The organism is Maribacter sp. BPC-D8, from assembly GCF_035207705.1.
Classification (GTDB): Bacteria; Bacteroidota; Bacteroidia; order Flavobacteriales; family Flavobacteriaceae; genus Maribacter.
Window position 1 is genome coordinate 1,388,084 of sequence record NZ_CP128187.1, and the last position, 18,200, is coordinate 1,406,283.

Below are 18,200 nucleotides of genomic sequence, written 5' to 3' on the forward strand. Positions count from 1 at the left end.
CCAAATATACCTTTTGTTTAATTTATAGGCTAAAAAAAATCCCGCTATAAACGGGATTTTATATGAAAAATATGAGTTCTTAACCCATTACCTCTTTTACTTTCAAGCCGATTTCAGCAGGAGAATCTACAACGTGAATTCCACATTCTCTCATGATGCGTTTTTTAGCTTGAGCAGTATCATCACTACCACCAACAATTGCGCCAGCATGACCCATTGTTCTACCTGCAGGTGCAGTTTCACCAGCAATAAAACCTACAACTGGTTTTTTACTTCCACTAGCTTTGTACCACTGAGCAGCATCTGCTTCTAACTGACCACCAATTTCACCGATCATAACCACACATTCTGTTGCTGGGTCATTGATCAAAAGCTCAACCGCTTCTTTAGTAGTTGTTCCAATAATTGGATCACCACCAATACCGATTGCAGTTGTAATACCTAAACCTTGACGTACTACTTGATCAGCAGCCTCATAGGTTAATGTACCTGATTTAGATACGATACCAACATTACCTTCTTTGAAAACGAAACCTGGCATAATACCAACTTTAGCTTCACCCGGAGTAATAACACCAGGACAGTTAGGGCCGATTAAACGACAATCTCTATTTTTAATGTAGTTGGCAACCTTAACCATATCGGCAACAGGAATACCTTCTGTAATTGTAATAATAACTTTAATACCTGCTTCGGCAGCTTCCATAATGGCATCTGCAGCAAAAGCTGGTGGAACAAATATGATAGTAGTATCTGCACCTACTTTCTCAACAGCTTCAGAAACCGTGTTGAAAACAGGTTTTCCTAAATGCTCTTGTCCTCCTTTACCGGGAGTAACACCACCTACGATATTAGTACCGTACTCAATCATCTGTCCGGCGTGGAAAGTACCTTCACTACCAGTGAAACCTTGTACGATTATTTTTGAATCCTTATTTACTAATACGCTCATACTACTGTAGTTTTATTTTTTGATTAGAACAAAAATATAAGTTGTTAATGACTTTTCTAGCATTTACACCCTTATTTCTTATCCATTTTTTTAATTATTTCTGGAATCTTCTTGATATATGCCAATTGTTTCAACTTTTCACGCGATTCTTCGATAGGAGTACCGAAATAACTCTTACCACCTTTTACTGATTTTGTAACTCCGGTTTGACCCATTATTACTGCTTTTGCACCAATTGTTATTCCGCTATTGGTTCCTACCTGTCCCCAAATCGTAACTTCATCTTCTATAATAACACAACCTGCAATACCGGTCTGTGAAGCAATTAAACACTTCTCACCAATTACAGTATCATGACCAACATGAACTTGATTATCTAGTTTTGTACCAAATCCGATGGTAGTATCACCAGTTACACCTCTATCAATTGTACAAAGAGCTCCGATATCTACATTGTCTTTCAAAACAACTCTTCCGCCAGATATTAGTTTATCGAAACCTTCAGGCCGTTTTTTATAATAAAATGCATCAGCACCTAAAACGCTACCTGCATGTATGGTAACATTATTACCTACAATACAATTATCATAAATAGTAACGTTTGAGTGAATAAGGCAATTATCACCTATCTCAACATTATTACCAATAAATGTATTGGGCTGAATGACAGTATCTTTTCCGATTTTCGCTGTAGCAGAAATCGTCTGACTACTTGGAACAAAAGGTTGAAAGAATGTTGTTAACTTATTAAAATCTCTAAAGGGATCATCTGAAATCAACAATGCTTTGCCTTCAGGGCAGTCTACCTTTTTATTGATTAAGATAACACTTGCCTTAGACTCTAAAGCTTTATCATAGTACTTTGGATGATCAACAAAGACAATGTCTCCGTTTACTACAACATGAATTTCATTCATGCCTAGAACGGGAAAATCATCATGCCCAACATATTCGCTAGATATAATATCTGCAATCTGTTTTAATGAAAAAGTAGTCGGAAACTTCAAATGACAGTCTTAACTCTTTAATATTATATTATTCCTTAACACGTTCCATATAAGAACCGTTAGAAGTATCAATTTTAACTTTGTCGCCTTCGTTGATAAATAAAGGAACATTTACCTCTGCACCTGTCTCAACTGTAGCAGGCTTTGTAGCATTAGTAGCGGTATTCCCTTTAACACCAGGTTCTGTATACGTTATCTCTAAAACTACACTTGCAGGCATTTCTACAGATAAAGGTAAACTATCTTCTGTATTGAACATGATTTTTACTATTTCACCTTCTTTTAATAAACCAGGAGCGTCTAAAGAACTCTCTTGCAAGGTAATTTGGTTATAATCATCTGTATTCATAAAGTGATACGTATCTCCTTCAGGATATAAATACTGATACGAACGAGTTTCTACACGTACATCTTCAATTTTATGACCTGCAGAAAAAGTATTATCTAATACTTTACCAGAAGTAACACTTCTTAATTTTGTACGAACAAAAGCAGGACCTTTACCCGGTTTTACGTGTAAAAATTCAATAATCTTATAGATATCATTATTATATCTTATGCATAATCCTTTTCGTATATCTGATGTAGATGCCATTCGTAATGTGTATTAATATTGTTAACTTAAGTTTAAAGTAATTCTTTAATTATTGCTGAAATATCCTTTCATGATTCCGCGTTGAGAATCACGAATAAATTGCAAAATCTCGTCACGTTCAGGAGTAGCTTCCATCTCTGCTTCAATTATTTGCACAGCTTGAGTGTTGTTATAGTTCTTTTGATATAGAATTCTGTATATATTTTGAATTTCTCTAATTTTATCAGATACAAATCCTCTTCTTCTTAATCCTACAGAATTGATTCCCACATAAGATAAAGGCTCTCTTGCTGCTTTTACATAAGGCGGAACATCTTTTCTTACCAAAGATCCTCCCGTTACAAAAGCATGTTGACCAACAGATACAAATTGATGCACAGCTACCAAACCAGCCAATATTACATTGTCGCCAATAGTAACATGACCTGCCAAGGTAGAATTGTTTGAAAAAATACAGTTATCGCCAACTAAGCAATCATGCGCCACATGGCAATATGCCATTATTAAACAATTTTTACCGATAACAGTTTTCATACGATCAGAGGTACCCTTGTGTATGGTAGCACATTCTCTAATAGTGGTATTATCACCGATTTCAACGGTAGTTTCTTCACCATCGTATTTTAAATCTTGTGGAGAAGCTGATATTACTGCACCAGGAAAAATATTACAATTCTTACCAATACGAGCGCCTTCCATTATGGTCACATTAGATCCGATCCAAGTACCATCACCAATGATAACGTTATTATGGATAGTTGTAAACGGTTCAACTACCACGTTTTTGGCAATTTTAGCTCCCGGATGTATATAGGCTAAAGGTTGATTCATTCTATGTTCTTTTAACTATTTGCGCCATTAATTCAGCTTCACTTACTAATTTGTCATTTGCGTATGCATAAGCTTGCATATGACAAATACCTCTTCTAATCGGTGTAATTAAACTACAGTGAAATATTAATGTATCGCCTGGCAATACTTGCCTTTTAAATTTCACCTTATCTATTTTCATAAACAAAGTCAAATAATTTTCTGGATCCGGTACAGTGCTTAAAACTAAAATACCACCTGTTTGCGCCATAGCTTCTACTTGAAGCACACCTGGCATTACAGGAGCTCCTGGAAAGTGACCAACGAAGAAAGGTTCGTTCATCGTCACATTTTTCATACCCACAACATGCTTATCTGATAGTTCGATTATACGATCTATTAATAAGAAAGGTGGTCTGTGAGGTAACATATCCATTATTTTATGGATATCCATTAAAGGAGGTAAACTTAAGTCGTACTTCGGAACTTTATTTCGTTTTTCTAATTTGATGATTTGTGAAAGCTTCTTCGCAAATTGGTTGTTCACATAATGACCAGGCTTATTAGCTATTACCTTACCTCTTATGCGTGTACCAATTAATGCTAAATCACCAATAACATCTAATAATTTATGTCTTGCTGCCTCGTTAGGCTGGTGTAATGTTAGGTTGTCTAAAATACCATTTGCTTTTACAGAAAGTTTCTTTTTATCAAAAGCCTTCAATAATTTCGTCATAGTGGCTTGAGAAATTTCCTTATCCACATAAACGATAGCATTGTTTAGATCACCACCTTTTATTAATCCGTTTTCCAAAAGCATCTCCAACTCATGAAGAAAGCTAAATGTACGGGCATTTGAAATTTCAGATTTAAAATCAGAAAGTTTTTCTAATGTAGCGTTTTGGGTTCCTAGAACTTTAGTGCCAAAATCAACCATCGTCATCAATTGATATTCGTCTGATGGTATAATTGTTATTTCACTACCCGTCTTTTCATCCTTAAAAGAAATAACATCTTTAACAATGTATTCTTCTCGCTCAGCTTCTTGCTCAACGATACCGGCATTCTCTAAAACTTCTACAAAGAATTTAGAAGAACCATCCATAATTGGTGGCTCTGCAGCGTTCAATTCAATTAGTACGTTATCTATTTCAAGACCCACTAAAGCGGCCAAAACGTGCTCTGAAGTTTGAATTTTAACACCATTCTTCTCCAAGTTGGTGCCTCTTTGTGTGTTTATAACTAGGTTAGCATCAGCTGGTATAATTGGTTCTCCTTCTAAATCTACCCTTTTGAATGCATAACCGTGGTTTTCATCTGCAGGTAAGAATTTAATGGTAACATTGCTTCCAGTATGTAAACCAACTCCCGTTAGGCTTACTTCTTTACTAATTGTTCTTTGTTTGCTGTTTGTTGTACTCATCGTCAATCTTTCTTTTCTAAGGTGTCGATTCTACTTATTATTCTCGGTAAATTCTTAAAATGAACATATGATTTGTTGTAATCACCATAATTTAATGCTGGTGATCCTTGTAGCACTTCATTATCCTTCACATTTCTTCCTATACCCGATTGTGCTTGTATTTTTACATTGTCACCAATAACAATATGACCAACGATACCTACTTGCCCACCGATCATACAATGCTTTCCTATTTTTGTAGAACCAGCAATACCGGTTTGTGCAGCAATAACAGTATGCTCGCCAATTTCAACGTTATGTGCAATCTGTATTTGATTGTCTAGCTTCACTCCTTTTCTTAAAATCGTAGAACCTAAAGTTGCCCTGTCAATTGTAGTACCGGCACCTATATCAACATTATCTTCTAAAATAACATTACCGGTTTGTGGTACTTTCACAAACTCACCATCTTCATTTGGCGCGAAACCAAATCCGTCAGCACCTAGCACAGCTCCGCTATTAACGACACAATTATTACCGATAATGGTTTCTGAATATACTTTTGCTCCTGCAAAAAGTATTACGTTATCACCAATTTTTACATTATCACCAATGTAAACATTAGGGTACACCTTCACATTATCCCCTAAGGTTACGTTATTACCTAAATAAGCAAAAGCACCAATATAAACATCGGCACCATAGGTTGCAGTATCCGACTTAAAAATCGGTTCTTCAATACCTATCTTATTGTTTTTGACTTGGTTATAGTATTCTAGTAATTTAGAAAATGATTTATACGCATCTTCAACCTTTATTAAAGTGGTATATAATTCTTGTTCTGGAACAAAACTCTTATTGACTATCGTTACCGATGCCTTTGTCTTGTAAATGAATGAAGTATATTTCGGATTAGCTAAAAAAGTAAGGGAGCCTTCTTCGCCTTCCTCGATTTTAGCAAGTTTATGTACGGCTATTTCTGGATTTCCATGCACTTCTCCTTCTAAGATACCTGCAATCTGACCTGCTGTAAATTTCATGAGCGTAAAAGTAAGAAAAATTGTTAAACCCCTTCTTTAGGATAACACATATAATATTTGGTTACCGTTTTTGAAAGTGCATTTAAATTAAGGTGATCAGATAATTTGGCAACGTCGGTTATCTTTCCATTTTTTCTTAAAATGTTGATAGTCTGATGTTGCCTGTCGTATGCCTTATTTTTCAGCTCTCCTCTAAAGACGAAATAAGACGTTTCTTCATCGGTAAGATTATAGTGTGTTTTAACCTTATTAAACTGAGATAAAAACTTACTCTCTGTAACAGGTTCTTTCTTAACCTTAATATGTAGCAGTTTTCTATCGATAATCATTTCACAGAGTGATGACAATACAAAATCATCTGAAAATTGCCATTCTTTTAGGGCTGCGAGAATATCAACATCATCTAACTTTGCGAATTTTGCTAATATTTCACTATTAAAATTATTGATGTCTATATGATTAGATAAGAAATACTTTAATGCATCACTACAATTTAAAGACTCCCCTTTTTCTATAAGAAAACGTGCTCTTTTCAATATACTAATTAGTACACGTTCGGCTACTACAGCTGTTTTATGCAAATAAACTTGCCAATACATAAATCGACGCGCCATTAAAAACTTCTCAACAGAGTAGATACCCTTCTCTTCAATAACCAAATTACCATCAACTACATTTAACATGGTAATTAGTCTTTCGGCATTTGTGTTACCCTCAGCAACACCTGTATAGAAACTATCTCTTTTTAAATAATCTAATCTATCCATATCTAACTGACTAGACACCAACTGATTTAAGAATTTTTTTGAATGATTACCCGTAAATATGGATATTGCTTCAGTTAAACTTCCGTTAAATCGCTGATTGAGTTCTTCCATAAATTGAAGCGAAATAAACTCATGGCTTACACCTTCAACAATACTATGCTCCATAGCATGAGAAAAAGGACCATGCCCAATATCATGTAAAAGAATAGCAATCAACAGTCCATCTTCTTCACCTTGTGTTATCTCAACCCCTTTAAAACGAAGTACTTGAATAGATTTCTGCATTAAATACATACAACCTAATGCATGATGAAACCTAGTATGGTGTGCCCCAGGATACACTAAATACGATAACCCCATTTGAGAAATTCTGCGAAGCCTTTGAAAGTAAGGATCTGCAATCAGGTCAAAAACGAGCGTACTAGGTATTCTTATAAAACCGTAAATTGGGTCATTAAAGATTTTCAGTTTGTTTGATGTCTTCAATATTGTATTGTCTTTTCTAAAATTAACATTTCAAAGTTATACAAAAGCAATAGGATAGAAATTGATTATCAGTAAAATAATAATACAATGAACAAGATAAAAATACTGTGGGTAGATGATGAAATTGATTTACTCAAGCCCCATATCATCTTTTTAGAATCAAAAAACTACAGTGTTATCACCTGCCAGAGCGGACAAGAAGCATTAGAAGAATTAGCAGAGACCAGAGTAGATATCGTTTTTTTAGATGAGAATATGCCTGGTATATCTGGCTTAGAGACACTTTCGGAAATTAAAATAATTGATAATTCTTTACCCGTTGTAATGATTACAAAGAGTGAAGAAGAGTCTATAATGGAAGATGCTATCGGTTCTAAAATTGCAGATTATCTTATAAAACCAGTAAATCCGAATCAGATTTTGCTGTCCTTAAAAAAGAATTTAGACCACTCAAGATTAGTTTCTGAGAAGACTACTAGTAACTATCAGCAAGAATTTAGAAAGATTGCGATGGATTTATCAATGGTGAATTCATATCAAGAATGGGCAGATTTATATAAAAAATTGATTTATTGGGAATTGCAGTTAGAAGAAATTGAGGACAGTGGAATGTTCGAAATTCTAGAATCTCAAAAAACGGAAGCAAATCAACAATTCGGCAAATTCGTAGAGCGCAATTACGAAGATTGGTTTACTGATGCCGATGCGCCTATAATGTCTCATACCCTATTTAAAGAATGGATAGCGCCCGAAATCAAAGATTCAAAAACATTATTGATCGTTGTCGACAACTTACGTTATGATCAGTGGTACGCCTTTGAAGATACTGTAAACTCATTCTATAAAAAGAAAAAGGAAGATTCCTTTTACAGCATACTACCTACAGCCACACAATATGCACGTAATGCTATATTCTCTGGTCTGACTCCGCTTGAGATGGAGAAAAAACATCCAGAATGGTGGAAAAACGATACTGATGAGGGCGGTAAAAACTTATTTGAAGACAAGTTCTTAGGTGCTCAACTAAAAAGACTAGGATTAGATTTAAAATGGGAATACCATAAAATTAGTAGCCTAAAACAAGGAAAACATTTAAGTCAGAATTTCAAAACTCAAAAAGATAATGACTTAACGGTAATCGTCTACAATTTCGTTGATATGCTTTCACATTCTAAAACAGAAATGGAAGTAATTAAAGAATTGGCTTCAAATGATAAGTCTTATAGGTCTTTAACCACAAGCTGGTTTAAAAACTCACCTATGCTAGAGATTATTCAGCAAGCACAAACATTAGGTATGAAATTAATTATAACCACTGATCATGGTACTATAAATGTTAAATCACCCTCTAAAGTTGTTGGCGACCGAGATACAAGTGCTAACCTACGTTACAAAACAGGTAGAAGTCTTACCTATGAAAAGAACGATGTACTAGCTGCCAAAGATCCTAAATCTATTTTCTTGCCCAGCATAAATATGAGCAGTTCTTATATTTTTGCGAAAAATGACTTTTTCTTTGCCTACCCAAATAATTACAACCATTATGTTAGCTACTATAGAAACACCTACCAACATGGCGGTGTTTCGCTCGAAGAAATGATAATACCTTTTGTAGTTTTGGAACCTAAATAGATTTACACCAATGGAATTCATTTATACAGAACGTGAGTTAAAAGATATAGCACAGCAAATAATAAAATCAACGAACAGCAAAACTTTGGCGTTTTATGCCCCTATGGGCGCAGGTAAAACAACATTAATCAAAGCGCTTATAAAAGAGTTAGGTAGTAATGATAATGTAAGCAGCCCAACATTCGGACTCGTAAACGAATATGCGTTAGATTCTGGTGAGTTACTAGGCTATCATTTTGATTTTTATCGCCTAGACGATGAGGAAGAAGCTATGGATATGGGTCTAGATGATTATTTAGAATCTGGCAATTGGATATTTATGGAATGGCCTGAAAAAATACCAAGTCTATTACCTAGTGATGTTCAGAATATAAAAATTGAAATTCTAGATGAAGAAAAAAGAAAGCTAACACTCTCGTAATTTAGGGAACTGAGGCATTGTGGATTTTAAGTCATAACATTGGTATCGTCGAGCATGAATTTTTATTGTATTTTTTCGATGAAAAACAAACAATTCGACAAAATGCATAATTAATCGGTTAAAGTGTTCAACTTTAACGATAAAGGGAATTCTATTTGTATATTTTTTCTTACGTTTGTAGGAGTACTAAATATTTAGTATAACCAAAATCCCTTGAAAATGAAAAACAAAAAAACATTATTAGCTTCAATCGCTTTAGGCGTATTCCTTTTAGCTATGGCTGCACCGATTATTGATATTGATAATCAAGATCTAAATGTTGATAAAAGAAAATTGACAAAAAGGATTTAACTATAACTAATTTGTAGTTTGAAAAAGGGAGCAATTATATTGCTCCCTTTTTGTATATAATAATAAATACTTTACATCGTTAGCATATAGTAACACTATTATGCATAATGATTAGTAAAGTAAAAAAAACAAAAGCTAAAAAGAAGATTTTTTTAGAAACTCTTCTAGTTTTCTTTATAGCAATTTCTCCTTTTTTATACAAAGTATATGACTACCTGCCATATGACGAAAATGGTGATGCTATAGTTTTAGGTTTTACTTTAGGAAATAACGGTTTTCCAGATACCTTAACTTTCTTATGGTATTTAACATCTAAAATTGTACCGCTTTATTTAATGATTTTTTGGTTTTTAACCTCCAGAAACTGGTGGTACCATATCATCCTCATACCTATCGCAATGTATGCATTTCAATTTTTCGAAGTGTTTTATGATTCAGATAATATGATTGACACAGATAATATATGGTGGTTGATTCCTGTTTGCATGATAACTATCCCATTTGTGTATTTTATTCGTATTAAACTGTATGATAAACACGTTCATGGTATAGACTTAGAAGCAATGGAAGCTGAACTTGAAGAACTAAAAGCAAAAGGACTTAGTACTAAAGATGATGTTAGTAGCATAGAAGCAACAGATGAAGATGGTGTTGAAATACCAACCTTATCTGAAGATATAAATGTTAAATTATCTACCGGAAATTTAGAGAATATTTTTAAGAATGTTCAAAATCGTATTCAAGGCTGGTTACAGTTAAAATCTTAACTATTCAATATCTTTAAAAAAGTACAAATCATTCATTTCTTTAAAAATTGTACATTTGAGTTTCAAGTCATTGATTTGAACAACTCATTATTAAGTTATGAACCAACCCACTTCCCCTTTTAGTAAGCACCAATTAATTCCGCAAGAGGAAACCCTAGAGGTTTTGCGTCAAAAAGGAGAGCTATTTATAGGTATTCCGAAAGAAAACCAATACCAAGAAAAAAGAATTTGCCTTACTCCCGATGCCGTAAATGCAATTACTGCAAATGGCCATCGTGTTTTAATAGAATCTGGTGCTGGTGAAGGTGCTCATTACTCTGATAATGATTATGTTACTGCTGGTGGAGAAATCACTCGAGATACCAAGAAAGTTTTCGCTTGTCCGTTAATTTTAAAAGTAGAGCCTCCTACCCTAACAGAAATAGAATATATAAATCCTCAGACAACAATCATATCTGCACTTCAGATTAAGACACAGTATAAAGAATATTTTGAAGAACTAGCAAGAAAGCGAATTACCGCTATTGCATTTGAATACATTCGTGATGAAGAAGGTAAATATCCTGCAGTCCGTTCACTTAGTGAAATTGCCGGTATTTCTTCAGTACTAATCGCAGCAGAACTAATGGCTGCCAACAATAATGGTAACGGACTAATGTTCGGTAACATTAGTGGTGTGCCACCTGTAGAAGTCGTTATTATAGGCGCAGGAACTGTTGGTGAGTTTGCAGCAAGATCAGCTATAGGTATTGGTGCAAATGTCAAAGTTTTTGATAATTCTATCACCAAACTTAGAAACATACAGACCAACTTAAAACAAACAGTCTATACATCTACTATTCAACCTAAAAACCTATTAAAAGCATTAAAACGTTGCGATGTAGCTATCGGAGCAACAAGAGGTAAAGACAGATCTCCCGTTGTGGTGACCAGCACAATGGTCGAGCACATGAAAAAAGGAGCTGTTATTATTGATGTAAGTATTGATACTGGCGGATGTTTCGAAACTAGCGAAATAACGAGCCACAATAAACCCACTAGAAAGAAATTTGACGTTATTCACTATGGCGTACCAAATATTCCGTCTAGATATCCAAAAACAGCATCAGTAAGTATAAGTAACATATTTACTCCTTATTTATTAAAAATTGGAGAAGATGGTGGTTTAGAAAACTCTCTTCGTTTTGACAAAGGTTTACGAAACGGTCTTTACATGTACCACGGAATATTGACTAATAAGTCTGTCGGAGAATGGTTCGATTTACAATACAGTGATATAAATTTCCTTATTTTTTAGAATACTAAAGGCTTTCCTTTTCCTATCCATTTTAAAAGGCATAATTTTGCGATCCTAAAAGTACGGAAGCATGAATATGGATTTTATTAAAAGGTTAGGTTTTTTCTTAGTTGGCTTATCTATTGGCATTGTGTTTCTTACTTTTTTCCTAAAAAAGAAATCTCAAGAAACGGGAGTATATTTTTGCTATCTACCAGACTGTAGAACATTAAAGGACATTAGATCAAAATCTATGTACTACAGCGATGAAGCAACACAAAAACTAAAAGAATTTGAATTAGATTCTATAGGTGTTACTTACATTTTAACCGAAGGAGATGTTGATTTTAGCAAAAGTGACACAAAATCCGTTCCCTGCAAAACCTACATTGTAGAGTCTGAATACAAGGAACGAGATTATATATTTACTGTAAAAAACTGTAGAGAAAAAGCTTCTATCCAAAAGGTAGAACGAAAATAATCTCAATTAAATTTTTCTACGTTTTCTTTCTGCTTTCAACAATGAAAGCTCTCTACTTGTTTGTCCGGCTACCGATGTATTTTCATCTGCTCTTCTTATTAAGTAAGGCATAACATCGCGCACAGGTCCGAATGGCAAGTATTTAGCAACGTTATATCCATTTGCTGCCAAATTATAAGATATATGATCACTCATTCCATATAACTGTCCGAACCAAATATGGGTATTATTTTTTTCGACACCTCTTTCCTCCATTAACTCCATTAAACGATAACAACTATCTTCGTTATGTGTACCAGAGAATATAGATAACGAATCTAGATTATCTAGCATATATTCAATAGTTGCATTGAAGTTATCATCGGTCTCAGCTTTAGTCTTGCAAATTGGTGAAGTATAGCCTTTTTCTTTGGCGCGATCATTTTCCTTTTCCATGTAAGCACCACGCACCACTTTCATACCAACCAAAAATCCATCTTTCTTTGCTCGTTCCTGTAGTGATTTTAAATAAGGCAGGCGATCCCACCTGTAAGTCTGTAACGTATTAAATACAATCCTTTTCTTTTTGTTGTACTTGCGCATCATGTCTTCAGCAAGATTATCTGCTGCATCTTGCATCCAACTTTCTTCACCATCTATAAGTAATGAAACTTCAAGGTCATGTGCTTTTTTACAAACTTTATCAAACCTATTGACAACACGTTGCCATTCTGCTTCTTCATCTTTGGTAAGCTCTTTTTTCTCGCTGATCTTTTGATACAAAGCAAAACGCCCAAAACCTGTTGGCTTAAAAACGGCAAATGGTATAGCCTCTTTCTCTTTAACAAAATCTAAAATGGTTAAGATAACTTCAGTAGCAGAATCAAAAGGATCCTCCTCTTCTTTACCTTCTACAGAATAATCTAAAACCGAACAAACTCCCTTTTCCCACATTCGATCTACTACAGGCAAACAATCATGCTCATTTACGCCACCACAGAAGTGATCAAAAACTGTCGCTCTAATTAATCCCTCAACCGGTAAATGAGCCTTAAACGCAAAATTGGTAATGACTGAACCCATTTTTACTAAAGGTTCATTTGATATCATTTTAAAAAGAAAATAAGCTCTTTCTAATTCTGAATCTGATTTTAAGGCAAATGCCGTTGCAGTATTTTCAAATATTTGCTCCATTTTTTATAATTTCTATAACGATCAAATATAATCACAGAATTTATAATCCTAAGACTAAAAATAACCTTTATTTTGCGGTACAATAGTCATTAATACTAAGTCATATTTTCGATGGATTCTATAATTTCAGATTCTTACGCAGTACATTTCAACGAAAATGCTTTTCAAGCATTGAACAATCACCTAGCAGAAAAAAGATATTCTACTATTTTCATTTTAGTAGATGAAAATACACATGAGCTTTGCTTGCCAAATTTCATGGCTGAGATTCATGGTGATTATCAGTTCGAAATTATTGAAATTGAATCAGGAGAAATAAACAAGAACATAGAAACATGTGTTGGTGTTTGGGAGGCTTTATCTGAATTAGGTGCTGATCGCAAAAGTATCTTGATAAATTTAGGTGGTGGCGTATTAACTGATATGGGCGGCTTTATAGCTTCTACATTTAAAAGAGGTATTGATTTTATTAATGTACCTACTACCCTATTATCTATGGTAGACGCCTCGGTTGGCGGTAAAACTGGCGTTGACCTAGGTTCTTTAAAAAATCAAATTGGCGTCATTAATCAGCCCGTAATGGTACTTGTAGTTCCTGATTTTCTTGATACGTTAGAAAATAGACAGGTTATAAGCGGATTTGCAGAAATGCTAAAACACGGTCTTATTCAAGACACAAGCTATTGGGAAGCCTTGAAAAAGGCTGAAGGTTTAGAGGATATGAAAAAACACATTCTTACATCTATCCATATTAAAAACAAGGTGGTACTTCAAGACCCTACAGAGCAGAATATACGTAAGATATTAAATTACGGACACACACTTGGTCACGCCATAGAATCTTATTTCTTAGAGAGCGATACGAAAGAAATGCTATTACATGGAGAGGCGATTGCCATAGGTATGATTCTAGAAGGATATCTTTCGAATAAACTATTAGAACTTTCAGATGAATCTTTAGCCGATATAAAAACTACTTTTTTAAATAGATATGATAAAGTAGAATTTTCAAATGAGGATATTGAAAATATTCTTAAACTAATGAAGTACGACAAGAAAAACTCTCATGGTAAAGTCAATTTTGTGTTGTTGAAATCTATTGGTAAACCTGAATATGACATTGAAATTCCTGTAGAATTATTCACCGAGGCATTCGCTTACTACAAAGTTTGAAAAGTTCACATACTTAAAATGGCACTTTCACAACTCTAAAAATTGACTTGTTACAATTATTGCTAGTTTAGTTATAGATAAACTCAACCTTCTATAAATAAATAAGTTATGACAAGACGCCTTATTGATTACCGTAAATTAGACCACCAATTAGCAGCACTTTTAATAGAAACATATCCTTATGGATATGGTGATGAAGACATCATTAGTTTTAAAAATATTAAAGGAGATTATGTCGAAGCTGTTGAAATAAAAACTGCCGATACCTTGTACTTAGTTAAAATAAGTAAAAGCCTTTCTAACTTCATTGCAAATTTTGAAGAGAACATAGAAAAGGAGCTAGAACCTAAAACACCAGAAGAAGTTATGCAATCGGACGAAATGACGAAAGCACTTTACTTAAACTTCGAAATGGAATCTGAAGAAGAGCTAGATTAGTTAAAATAGCGTTCTTGTAAAATATTTTCATGATGCTTTTGGTGACCACTTATCACCAAACCTAATGCACCTACAGACCAAGGAATACCACTGGCGGTACCCATTCTTTTTTGATTTGCATTTAGCATAGTATCGAACAAACTAATTGAAGAATCACGAACATGAAGATATTCTTTTAGTATATCTTCTTTTGTACGTTGGTTGGCATTACTTTCAGTAACGAATGTATTATGGTCAAAACCTGGCAATGAGGTTTTATCGTTTCTAGATATTCTAAAAGCACGATATTGAAATACACGTTCCGTATCAATTAAGTGAACCAAAACTTCAGCTACGGTCCATTTACCTTCCCCATAACTGTGCAAAAATTGTTCATCGGTCAAACCTTGAACTAAATCTTCAAAACTTTTTCTTCCATTTACTAAAGCAGATTTTAAATCTTCTTGTTCATCAAGAGTTTTCAAATAAGTACCGTAGAAAAATTGTAATTCGTCTTCTTGTAAATCTTTAACCGTCATTCTGAAAATTTAAAAATTGAAAATCAAAAAAGCCCAATCATATAAGATAACCGGGCTTTTTTTAAGTTAGTTGAATAACCTAATATTTATAACTCATTAAAAATAGTATGCATCAAACGTTTTTTATCATTAAAACTTTCTTCTAATGAAATCATCGTTTCTGTTCTACTAATACCATCGATATCATCTATTTTAAAAATAATATTTTTGGCGTGCGTAGTATCTTTTGCTCTAATTTTACAGAAAATATTGAATTTACCTGTTGTTATATGTGCAATGGTAACGTTTGGTATTTGATTTAAACGCTCAAGCACAAATTTAGTTTGGTGAGTTTTTTCAAGAAAAATACCTACGTATGCTATAAAGGCATAACCAAGTTTTACATAATCTAAAGTAAGTGATGAACCTTTTATGATTCCCGCTTCTTCCATTTTCTTAACCCTTACGTGTACCGTACCGGCAGATATAAGAAGTTTTTTTGCAATATCAGTAAAAGGAGTTCTAGTGTTGTCAATCAACATATCTAGAATTTGGTGGTCTATTTCGTCTAATTTGACTTTGCCCATAGTTGTAAAATTTTTGCCAAAAATAAAAAATAATCACATTAAATTCATTGAAACTTCATTTTTTTTAATGAAAACGTAAATAATATTACATTTTCAAAGAAATAAGACAATAAATATCACGAAAGCAGCTTCAACAAATCATTTTCTTTGAGCCATAAAATATCATTTTCATCATTGCAGTTCAATGTCTTATGTGCGAAAATCTCTGAAGGTTGCTTTTCAAAATGATATAATTCTGGCTTAAACGTAACTTTGCCGTTATTTAATACCTCTTTATACTGTATTGGCACAAGTTTGCTCTTGGTTAGCTGATTTTTAATATAATTGTCATTTACAATTAAGATATCTACAAACTGTTTCCCATTTTCAGGTATAGACGAATATTGCTCTATGCTATAATCTGAGACAAGATTCTTTGATATTACCTGTATACCTTTTAATAAAGCCTTAAAAATAAATACCCTAGTTTTATCTCTATCGTAATCATCTGCGTAATGACCTGCTTCGAACAATACTGTGGGCGTTTCTCTCATTTGAAAAGCATCACCAACACAATTCGCATTAAAACCATCATCATACCTACCCACCTGCCCAGGAATTTCTTTTTGTAATTTATCATTCATAGCGGCAATAAGCTGCATACTTAATTTCCGAGATGGTGAAATATTTCTGTCTTTATCATAAGCAGGTGCCAAAAAAGAAACCGTAGCTGGTTTATTCGTATCACCTACATTAAATATAGTTCGTTGGTCGTGAAGATTTAAACAGTAGTTTGGTTTAAATTCTTCATAAACTGATTTTAGAACTCGACTCTCTGGTTGAGACAAATCTTGTGCATCTCTATTAAGGTCAATTTTGTTAGCATTTATTCTGGTATAATCTCGAGCACCATCAGGACTTAATATTGGAATAATTTTTAAAGTACAAGATTTCGAAATTTCTAAAACTTCAGCAATATCTTGTTTCAAATAGCTCAATAAATCAACAACTGCTTTTGTAGTTGTCGATTCGTTGCCATGCATTTGAGACCACATTAAAATTTTATTTGGACCGCTACCAAACGTAATACTTATAATAGATTCTTTTCTTACCGATTTTCCGACAACTTCAATTTTAAAAGAAGCCGGCAGCGTTTTTAAAAACTCATTTACATGGTCATAGTTAATATACCTTCCAGAAATAGCAGGCACCATTATATTATTATAATCCAAATCTTTCATTCTACTAATGATTTAATGCTACGCAAAAATACTACAGCCTATGTTTACAATTGTAAACATATTGTTCTTCTATACTCGCATAATATTTTAAGTATAATTTACAATTTTAACTTTTTCTTAAATTATAATTATATTATATTACTAATCAGTAAGTTATAATATATAATATAAAAGAAAGCTTTACTGTATTTTCCATTTTTACCATTATAATACTAACTACTTAGCGATCTAAATTAAAGAATACATTAACTTTGTAAACATGCTAGACACCACTTCTTTTCTTTCAAGACTAAAGACGATTTTAGCGCACAATGAACTATCATATGCTGCGTTTGCAGATTTAATACAAGTGCAACGGTCTAGTATTTCTCACTTACTAAACGGAAGAAATAAACCTAGTTTAGAATTTATTATTAAAGTAGATCAAGCCTTTGCAGAAGTAGACTTACAATGGTTGTTGTACGGAACAGGAACTTTTCCTCAAACAGAAACCAACCCTACACCCAAACCCAAAGACACCAAAGACACCAAAGAAGCTCAAGTAAATGTCACAAACAAGATGAACGAAAAAAACTTAGAACGAATAATTATGTTCTATACTGATGGTACTTTTAAAACGTACTCTGAGTTTTAAAATCTACTTTTAATCACGAACTATTATTACCTTTTTCTAACTACTTCGCTCCTATTTTCTTTATTTTGCAGTATGAAGAAAAATTTGATTTTGACAGCCGCCCTAGGCTTAATTCTTTGCTCATGCTACCAACCTGAACGTAATTGCGAAAAGTACATTACCGGGTCTTTTAAGTTCACCTATGAAGTTGGTGACACCATAAAAGAAGGAAAATTTACAAGAACCGAAGATTATAGCGTAGACTATTATGAGAATAAAATAGATAGCGCCACGGTTCGCTGGTACAATGATTGTGAATTCGTTTTACAAGACATTCATAGCAAAACAGCGATTCAATATAAAATTATTAGCACAACCGACTCCTCATACACCTTTCAATACAAAAGTGCCGTTAAGGATCCGAATAAAAAACTAATTGTAAAAACAGGAACAGCAATAAAAATTAACTAATCAATGTTTAATTTTTCTTTACTAAAGATACCTGGACTTCA

Annotated in this window: 21 protein-coding genes; 10 read left to right on the forward strand and 11 right to left on the reverse strand. The window is 33.6% G+C overall.

What is annotated here, in order from left to right; genetic code table 11:
• Positions 1–79: 79 nt before the first annotated feature.
• From sucD to QSV08_RS06325, 7 genes are all read right to left on the reverse strand, one after another.
• Positions 80–952, reverse strand: coding sequence for a succinate--CoA ligase subunit alpha (sucD, locus tag QSV08_RS06295; RefSeq protein ID WP_324027556.1), 873 nt, complete (start codon positions 950–952; stop codon positions 80–82).
• Positions 953–1,023: 71 nt separating this feature from the next.
• On the reverse strand, positions 1,024–1,959 hold the full coding sequence (locus QSV08_RS06300; RefSeq protein ID WP_324027557.1) for a UDP-3-O-(3-hydroxymyristoyl)glucosamine N-acyltransferase: 936 nt from the start codon (positions 1,957–1,959) through the stop codon (positions 1,024–1,026).
• A 28-nt stretch (positions 1,960–1,987) separates the two neighbouring features.
• Positions 1,988–2,554: an elongation factor P gene (gene efp, locus QSV08_RS06305; RefSeq protein WP_324027558.1), complete on the reverse strand. Its 567-nt coding sequence runs from the start codon at positions 2,552–2,554 to the stop codon at positions 1,988–1,990.
• A gap of 45 nt (positions 2,555–2,599) precedes the next feature.
• Positions 2,600–3,385 carry an acyl-ACP--UDP-N-acetylglucosamine O-acyltransferase gene (gene lpxA, locus QSV08_RS06310; protein ID WP_133687493.1) on the reverse strand — a complete coding sequence of 262 codons (786 nt, stop codon included), beginning with the start codon at positions 3,383–3,385 and terminating at the stop codon, positions 2,600–2,602.
• Between the two features lies 1 nt (position 3,386).
• Positions 3,387–4,787 (reverse strand): bifunctional UDP-3-O-[3-hydroxymyristoyl] N-acetylglucosamine deacetylase/3-hydroxyacyl-ACP dehydratase, encoded by a 1,401-nt coding sequence (locus QSV08_RS06315; protein WP_324027559.1) that lies wholly within the window; start codon positions 4,785–4,787, stop codon positions 3,387–3,389.
• A gap of 2 nt (positions 4,788–4,789) precedes the next feature.
• On the reverse strand, positions 4,790–5,806 hold the full coding sequence (gene lpxD / locus QSV08_RS06320) for a UDP-3-O-(3-hydroxymyristoyl)glucosamine N-acyltransferase (RefSeq protein WP_324027560.1): 1,017 nt from the start codon (positions 5,804–5,806) through the stop codon (positions 4,790–4,792).
• Positions 5,807–5,829: 23 nt separating this feature from the next.
• Positions 5,830–7,059 (reverse strand): HD domain-containing protein, encoded by a 1,230-nt coding sequence (locus tag QSV08_RS06325; RefSeq protein ID WP_324027561.1) that lies wholly within the window; start codon positions 7,057–7,059, stop codon positions 5,830–5,832.
• Between the two features lie 87 nt (positions 7,060–7,146).
• Between QSV08_RS06325 and QSV08_RS06330 the strand changes: the two genes are divergently transcribed.
• From QSV08_RS06330 to QSV08_RS06355, 6 genes are all read left to right on the forward strand, one after another.
• Positions 7,147–8,691 (forward strand): PglZ domain-containing protein, encoded by a 1,545-nt coding sequence (locus QSV08_RS06330; protein WP_324027562.1) that lies wholly within the window; start codon positions 7,147–7,149, stop codon positions 8,689–8,691.
• Between the two features lie 10 nt (positions 8,692–8,701).
• Complete coding sequence (tsaE, locus tag QSV08_RS06335; RefSeq protein WP_324027563.1) at positions 8,702–9,112, forward strand: tRNA (adenosine(37)-N6)-threonylcarbamoyltransferase complex ATPase subunit type 1 TsaE; 411 nt, start codon at positions 8,702–8,704, stop codon at positions 9,110–9,112.
• 219 nt (positions 9,113–9,331) lie between these two features.
• Positions 9,332–9,463 (forward strand): hypothetical protein, encoded by a 132-nt coding sequence (locus tag QSV08_RS06340; RefSeq protein ID WP_324027564.1) that lies wholly within the window; start codon positions 9,332–9,334, stop codon positions 9,461–9,463.
• Between the two features lie 107 nt (positions 9,464–9,570).
• Positions 9,571–10,230, forward strand: coding sequence for a hypothetical protein (locus QSV08_RS06345; protein WP_324027565.1), 660 nt, complete (start codon positions 9,571–9,573; stop codon positions 10,228–10,230).
• Positions 10,231–10,327: 97 nt separating this feature from the next.
• Positions 10,328–11,527, forward strand: a complete 1,200-nt coding sequence (locus tag QSV08_RS06350; protein WP_324027566.1) for an alanine dehydrogenase — start codon at positions 10,328–10,330, stop codon at positions 11,525–11,527.
• Between the two features lie 70 nt (positions 11,528–11,597).
• Positions 11,598–11,987 carry a DUF4258 domain-containing protein gene (locus QSV08_RS06355; protein ID WP_324027567.1) on the forward strand — a complete coding sequence of 130 codons (390 nt, stop codon included), beginning with the start codon at positions 11,598–11,600 and terminating at the stop codon, positions 11,985–11,987.
• Between the two features lie 6 nt (positions 11,988–11,993).
• On the opposite strand, the gene QSV08_RS06360 is transcribed toward QSV08_RS06355, so the two are convergent.
• The gene (locus tag QSV08_RS06360) at positions 11,994–13,160 is read right to left on the reverse strand and encodes a proline dehydrogenase family protein (RefSeq protein ID WP_324027568.1); all 1,167 of its coding nucleotides are present in this window, start codon (positions 13,158–13,160) and stop codon (positions 11,994–11,996) included.
• A 111-nt stretch (positions 13,161–13,271) separates the two neighbouring features.
• Between QSV08_RS06360 and aroB the strand changes: the two genes are divergently transcribed.
• Together aroB and QSV08_RS06370 are read left to right on the forward strand one after the other, a co-directional pair.
• Positions 13,272–14,333, forward strand: a complete 1,062-nt coding sequence (gene aroB, locus QSV08_RS06365) for a 3-dehydroquinate synthase (protein ID WP_324027569.1) — start codon at positions 13,272–13,274, stop codon at positions 14,331–14,333.
• A 108-nt stretch (positions 14,334–14,441) separates the two neighbouring features.
• Entirely contained in the window at positions 14,442–14,771 is a 330-nt protein-coding gene (locus QSV08_RS06370) for a hypothetical protein (protein ID WP_324027570.1), read from the forward strand.
• On the opposite strand, the gene QSV08_RS06375 is transcribed toward QSV08_RS06370, so the two are convergent.
• From QSV08_RS06375 to QSV08_RS06385, 3 genes are all read right to left on the reverse strand, one after another.
• The gene (locus tag QSV08_RS06375; RefSeq protein ID WP_324027571.1) at positions 14,768–15,289 is read right to left on the reverse strand and encodes a DinB family protein; all 522 of its coding nucleotides are present in this window, start codon (positions 15,287–15,289) and stop codon (positions 14,768–14,770) included. The genes QSV08_RS06370 and QSV08_RS06375 overlap by 4 nt on opposite strands.
• Positions 15,290–15,375: 86 nt before the next feature.
• Complete coding sequence (locus QSV08_RS06380) at positions 15,376–15,855, reverse strand: Lrp/AsnC family transcriptional regulator (protein WP_027066901.1); 480 nt, start codon at positions 15,853–15,855, stop codon at positions 15,376–15,378.
• A gap of 116 nt (positions 15,856–15,971) precedes the next feature.
• Complete coding sequence (locus tag QSV08_RS06385) at positions 15,972–17,075, reverse strand: M14 family metallopeptidase (protein WP_324027572.1); 1,104 nt, start codon at positions 17,073–17,075, stop codon at positions 15,972–15,974.
• Between the two features lie 259 nt (positions 17,076–17,334).
• On the opposite strand from QSV08_RS06385, the gene QSV08_RS06390 reads away from it, so the two are divergent.
• Both QSV08_RS06390 and QSV08_RS06395 read left to right on the forward strand, forming a co-directional pair.
• The gene (locus QSV08_RS06390) at positions 17,335–17,709 is read left to right on the forward strand and encodes a helix-turn-helix domain-containing protein (protein ID WP_324027573.1); all 375 of its coding nucleotides are present in this window, start codon (positions 17,335–17,337) and stop codon (positions 17,707–17,709) included.
• A gap of 72 nt (positions 17,710–17,781) precedes the next feature.
• Complete coding sequence (locus tag QSV08_RS06395; RefSeq protein ID WP_324027574.1) at positions 17,782–18,159, forward strand: hypothetical protein; 378 nt, start codon at positions 17,782–17,784, stop codon at positions 18,157–18,159.
• Positions 18,160–18,200 lie beyond the last annotated feature (41 nt).

Excerpts from the sequence above, each read along its gene's own strand:
- sucD (WP_324027556.1), bottom strand. The coding sequence starts at position 952 with ATGAGCGTATTAGTAAATAAGGATTCAAAAATAATCGTACAAGGTTTC.
- efp (WP_324027558.1), bottom strand. The coding sequence starts at position 2,554 with ATGGCATCTACATCAGATATACGAAAAGGATTATGCATAAGATATAAT.
- lpxA (WP_133687493.1), bottom strand. The coding sequence starts at position 3,385 with ATGAATCAACCTTTAGCCTATATACATCCGGGAGCTAAAATTGCCAAA.
- QSV08_RS06315 (WP_324027559.1), bottom strand. The coding sequence starts at position 4,787 with ATGAGTACAACAAACAGCAAACAAAGAACAATTAGTAAAGAAGTAAGC.
- lpxD (WP_324027560.1), bottom strand. The coding sequence starts at position 5,806 with ATGAAATTTACAGCAGGTCAGATTGCAGGTATCTTAGAAGGAGAAGTG.
- QSV08_RS06330 (WP_324027562.1), top strand. The coding sequence starts at position 7,147 with ATGAACAAGATAAAAATACTGTGGGTAGATGATGAAATTGATTTACTC.
- tsaE (WP_324027563.1), top strand. The coding sequence starts at position 8,702 with ATGGAATTCATTTATACAGAACGTGAGTTAAAAGATATAGCACAGCAA.
- QSV08_RS06340 (WP_324027564.1), top strand. The coding sequence starts at position 9,332 with ATGAAAAACAAAAAAACATTATTAGCTTCAATCGCTTTAGGCGTATTC.
- QSV08_RS06345 (WP_324027565.1), top strand. The coding sequence starts at position 9,571 with ATGATTAGTAAAGTAAAAAAAACAAAAGCTAAAAAGAAGATTTTTTTA.
- QSV08_RS06350 (WP_324027566.1), top strand. The coding sequence starts at position 10,328 with ATGAACCAACCCACTTCCCCTTTTAGTAAGCACCAATTAATTCCGCAA.
- QSV08_RS06355 (WP_324027567.1), top strand. The coding sequence starts at position 11,598 with ATGAATATGGATTTTATTAAAAGGTTAGGTTTTTTCTTAGTTGGCTTA.
- QSV08_RS06360 (WP_324027568.1), bottom strand. The coding sequence starts at position 13,160 with ATGGAGCAAATATTTGAAAATACTGCAACGGCATTTGCCTTAAAATCA.
- aroB (WP_324027569.1), top strand. The coding sequence starts at position 13,272 with ATGGATTCTATAATTTCAGATTCTTACGCAGTACATTTCAACGAAAAT.
- QSV08_RS06370 (WP_324027570.1), top strand. The coding sequence starts at position 14,442 with ATGACAAGACGCCTTATTGATTACCGTAAATTAGACCACCAATTAGCA.
- QSV08_RS06375 (WP_324027571.1), bottom strand. The coding sequence starts at position 15,289 with ATGACGGTTAAAGATTTACAAGAAGACGAATTACAATTTTTCTACGGT.
- QSV08_RS06380 (WP_027066901.1), bottom strand. The coding sequence starts at position 15,855 with ATGGGCAAAGTCAAATTAGACGAAATAGACCACCAAATTCTAGATATG.
- QSV08_RS06385 (WP_324027572.1), bottom strand. The coding sequence starts at position 17,075 with ATGAAAGATTTGGATTATAATAATATAATGGTGCCTGCTATTTCTGGA.
- QSV08_RS06390 (WP_324027573.1), top strand. The coding sequence starts at position 17,335 with ATGCTAGACACCACTTCTTTTCTTTCAAGACTAAAGACGATTTTAGCG.
- QSV08_RS06395 (WP_324027574.1), top strand. The coding sequence starts at position 17,782 with ATGAAGAAAAATTTGATTTTGACAGCCGCCCTAGGCTTAATTCTTTGC.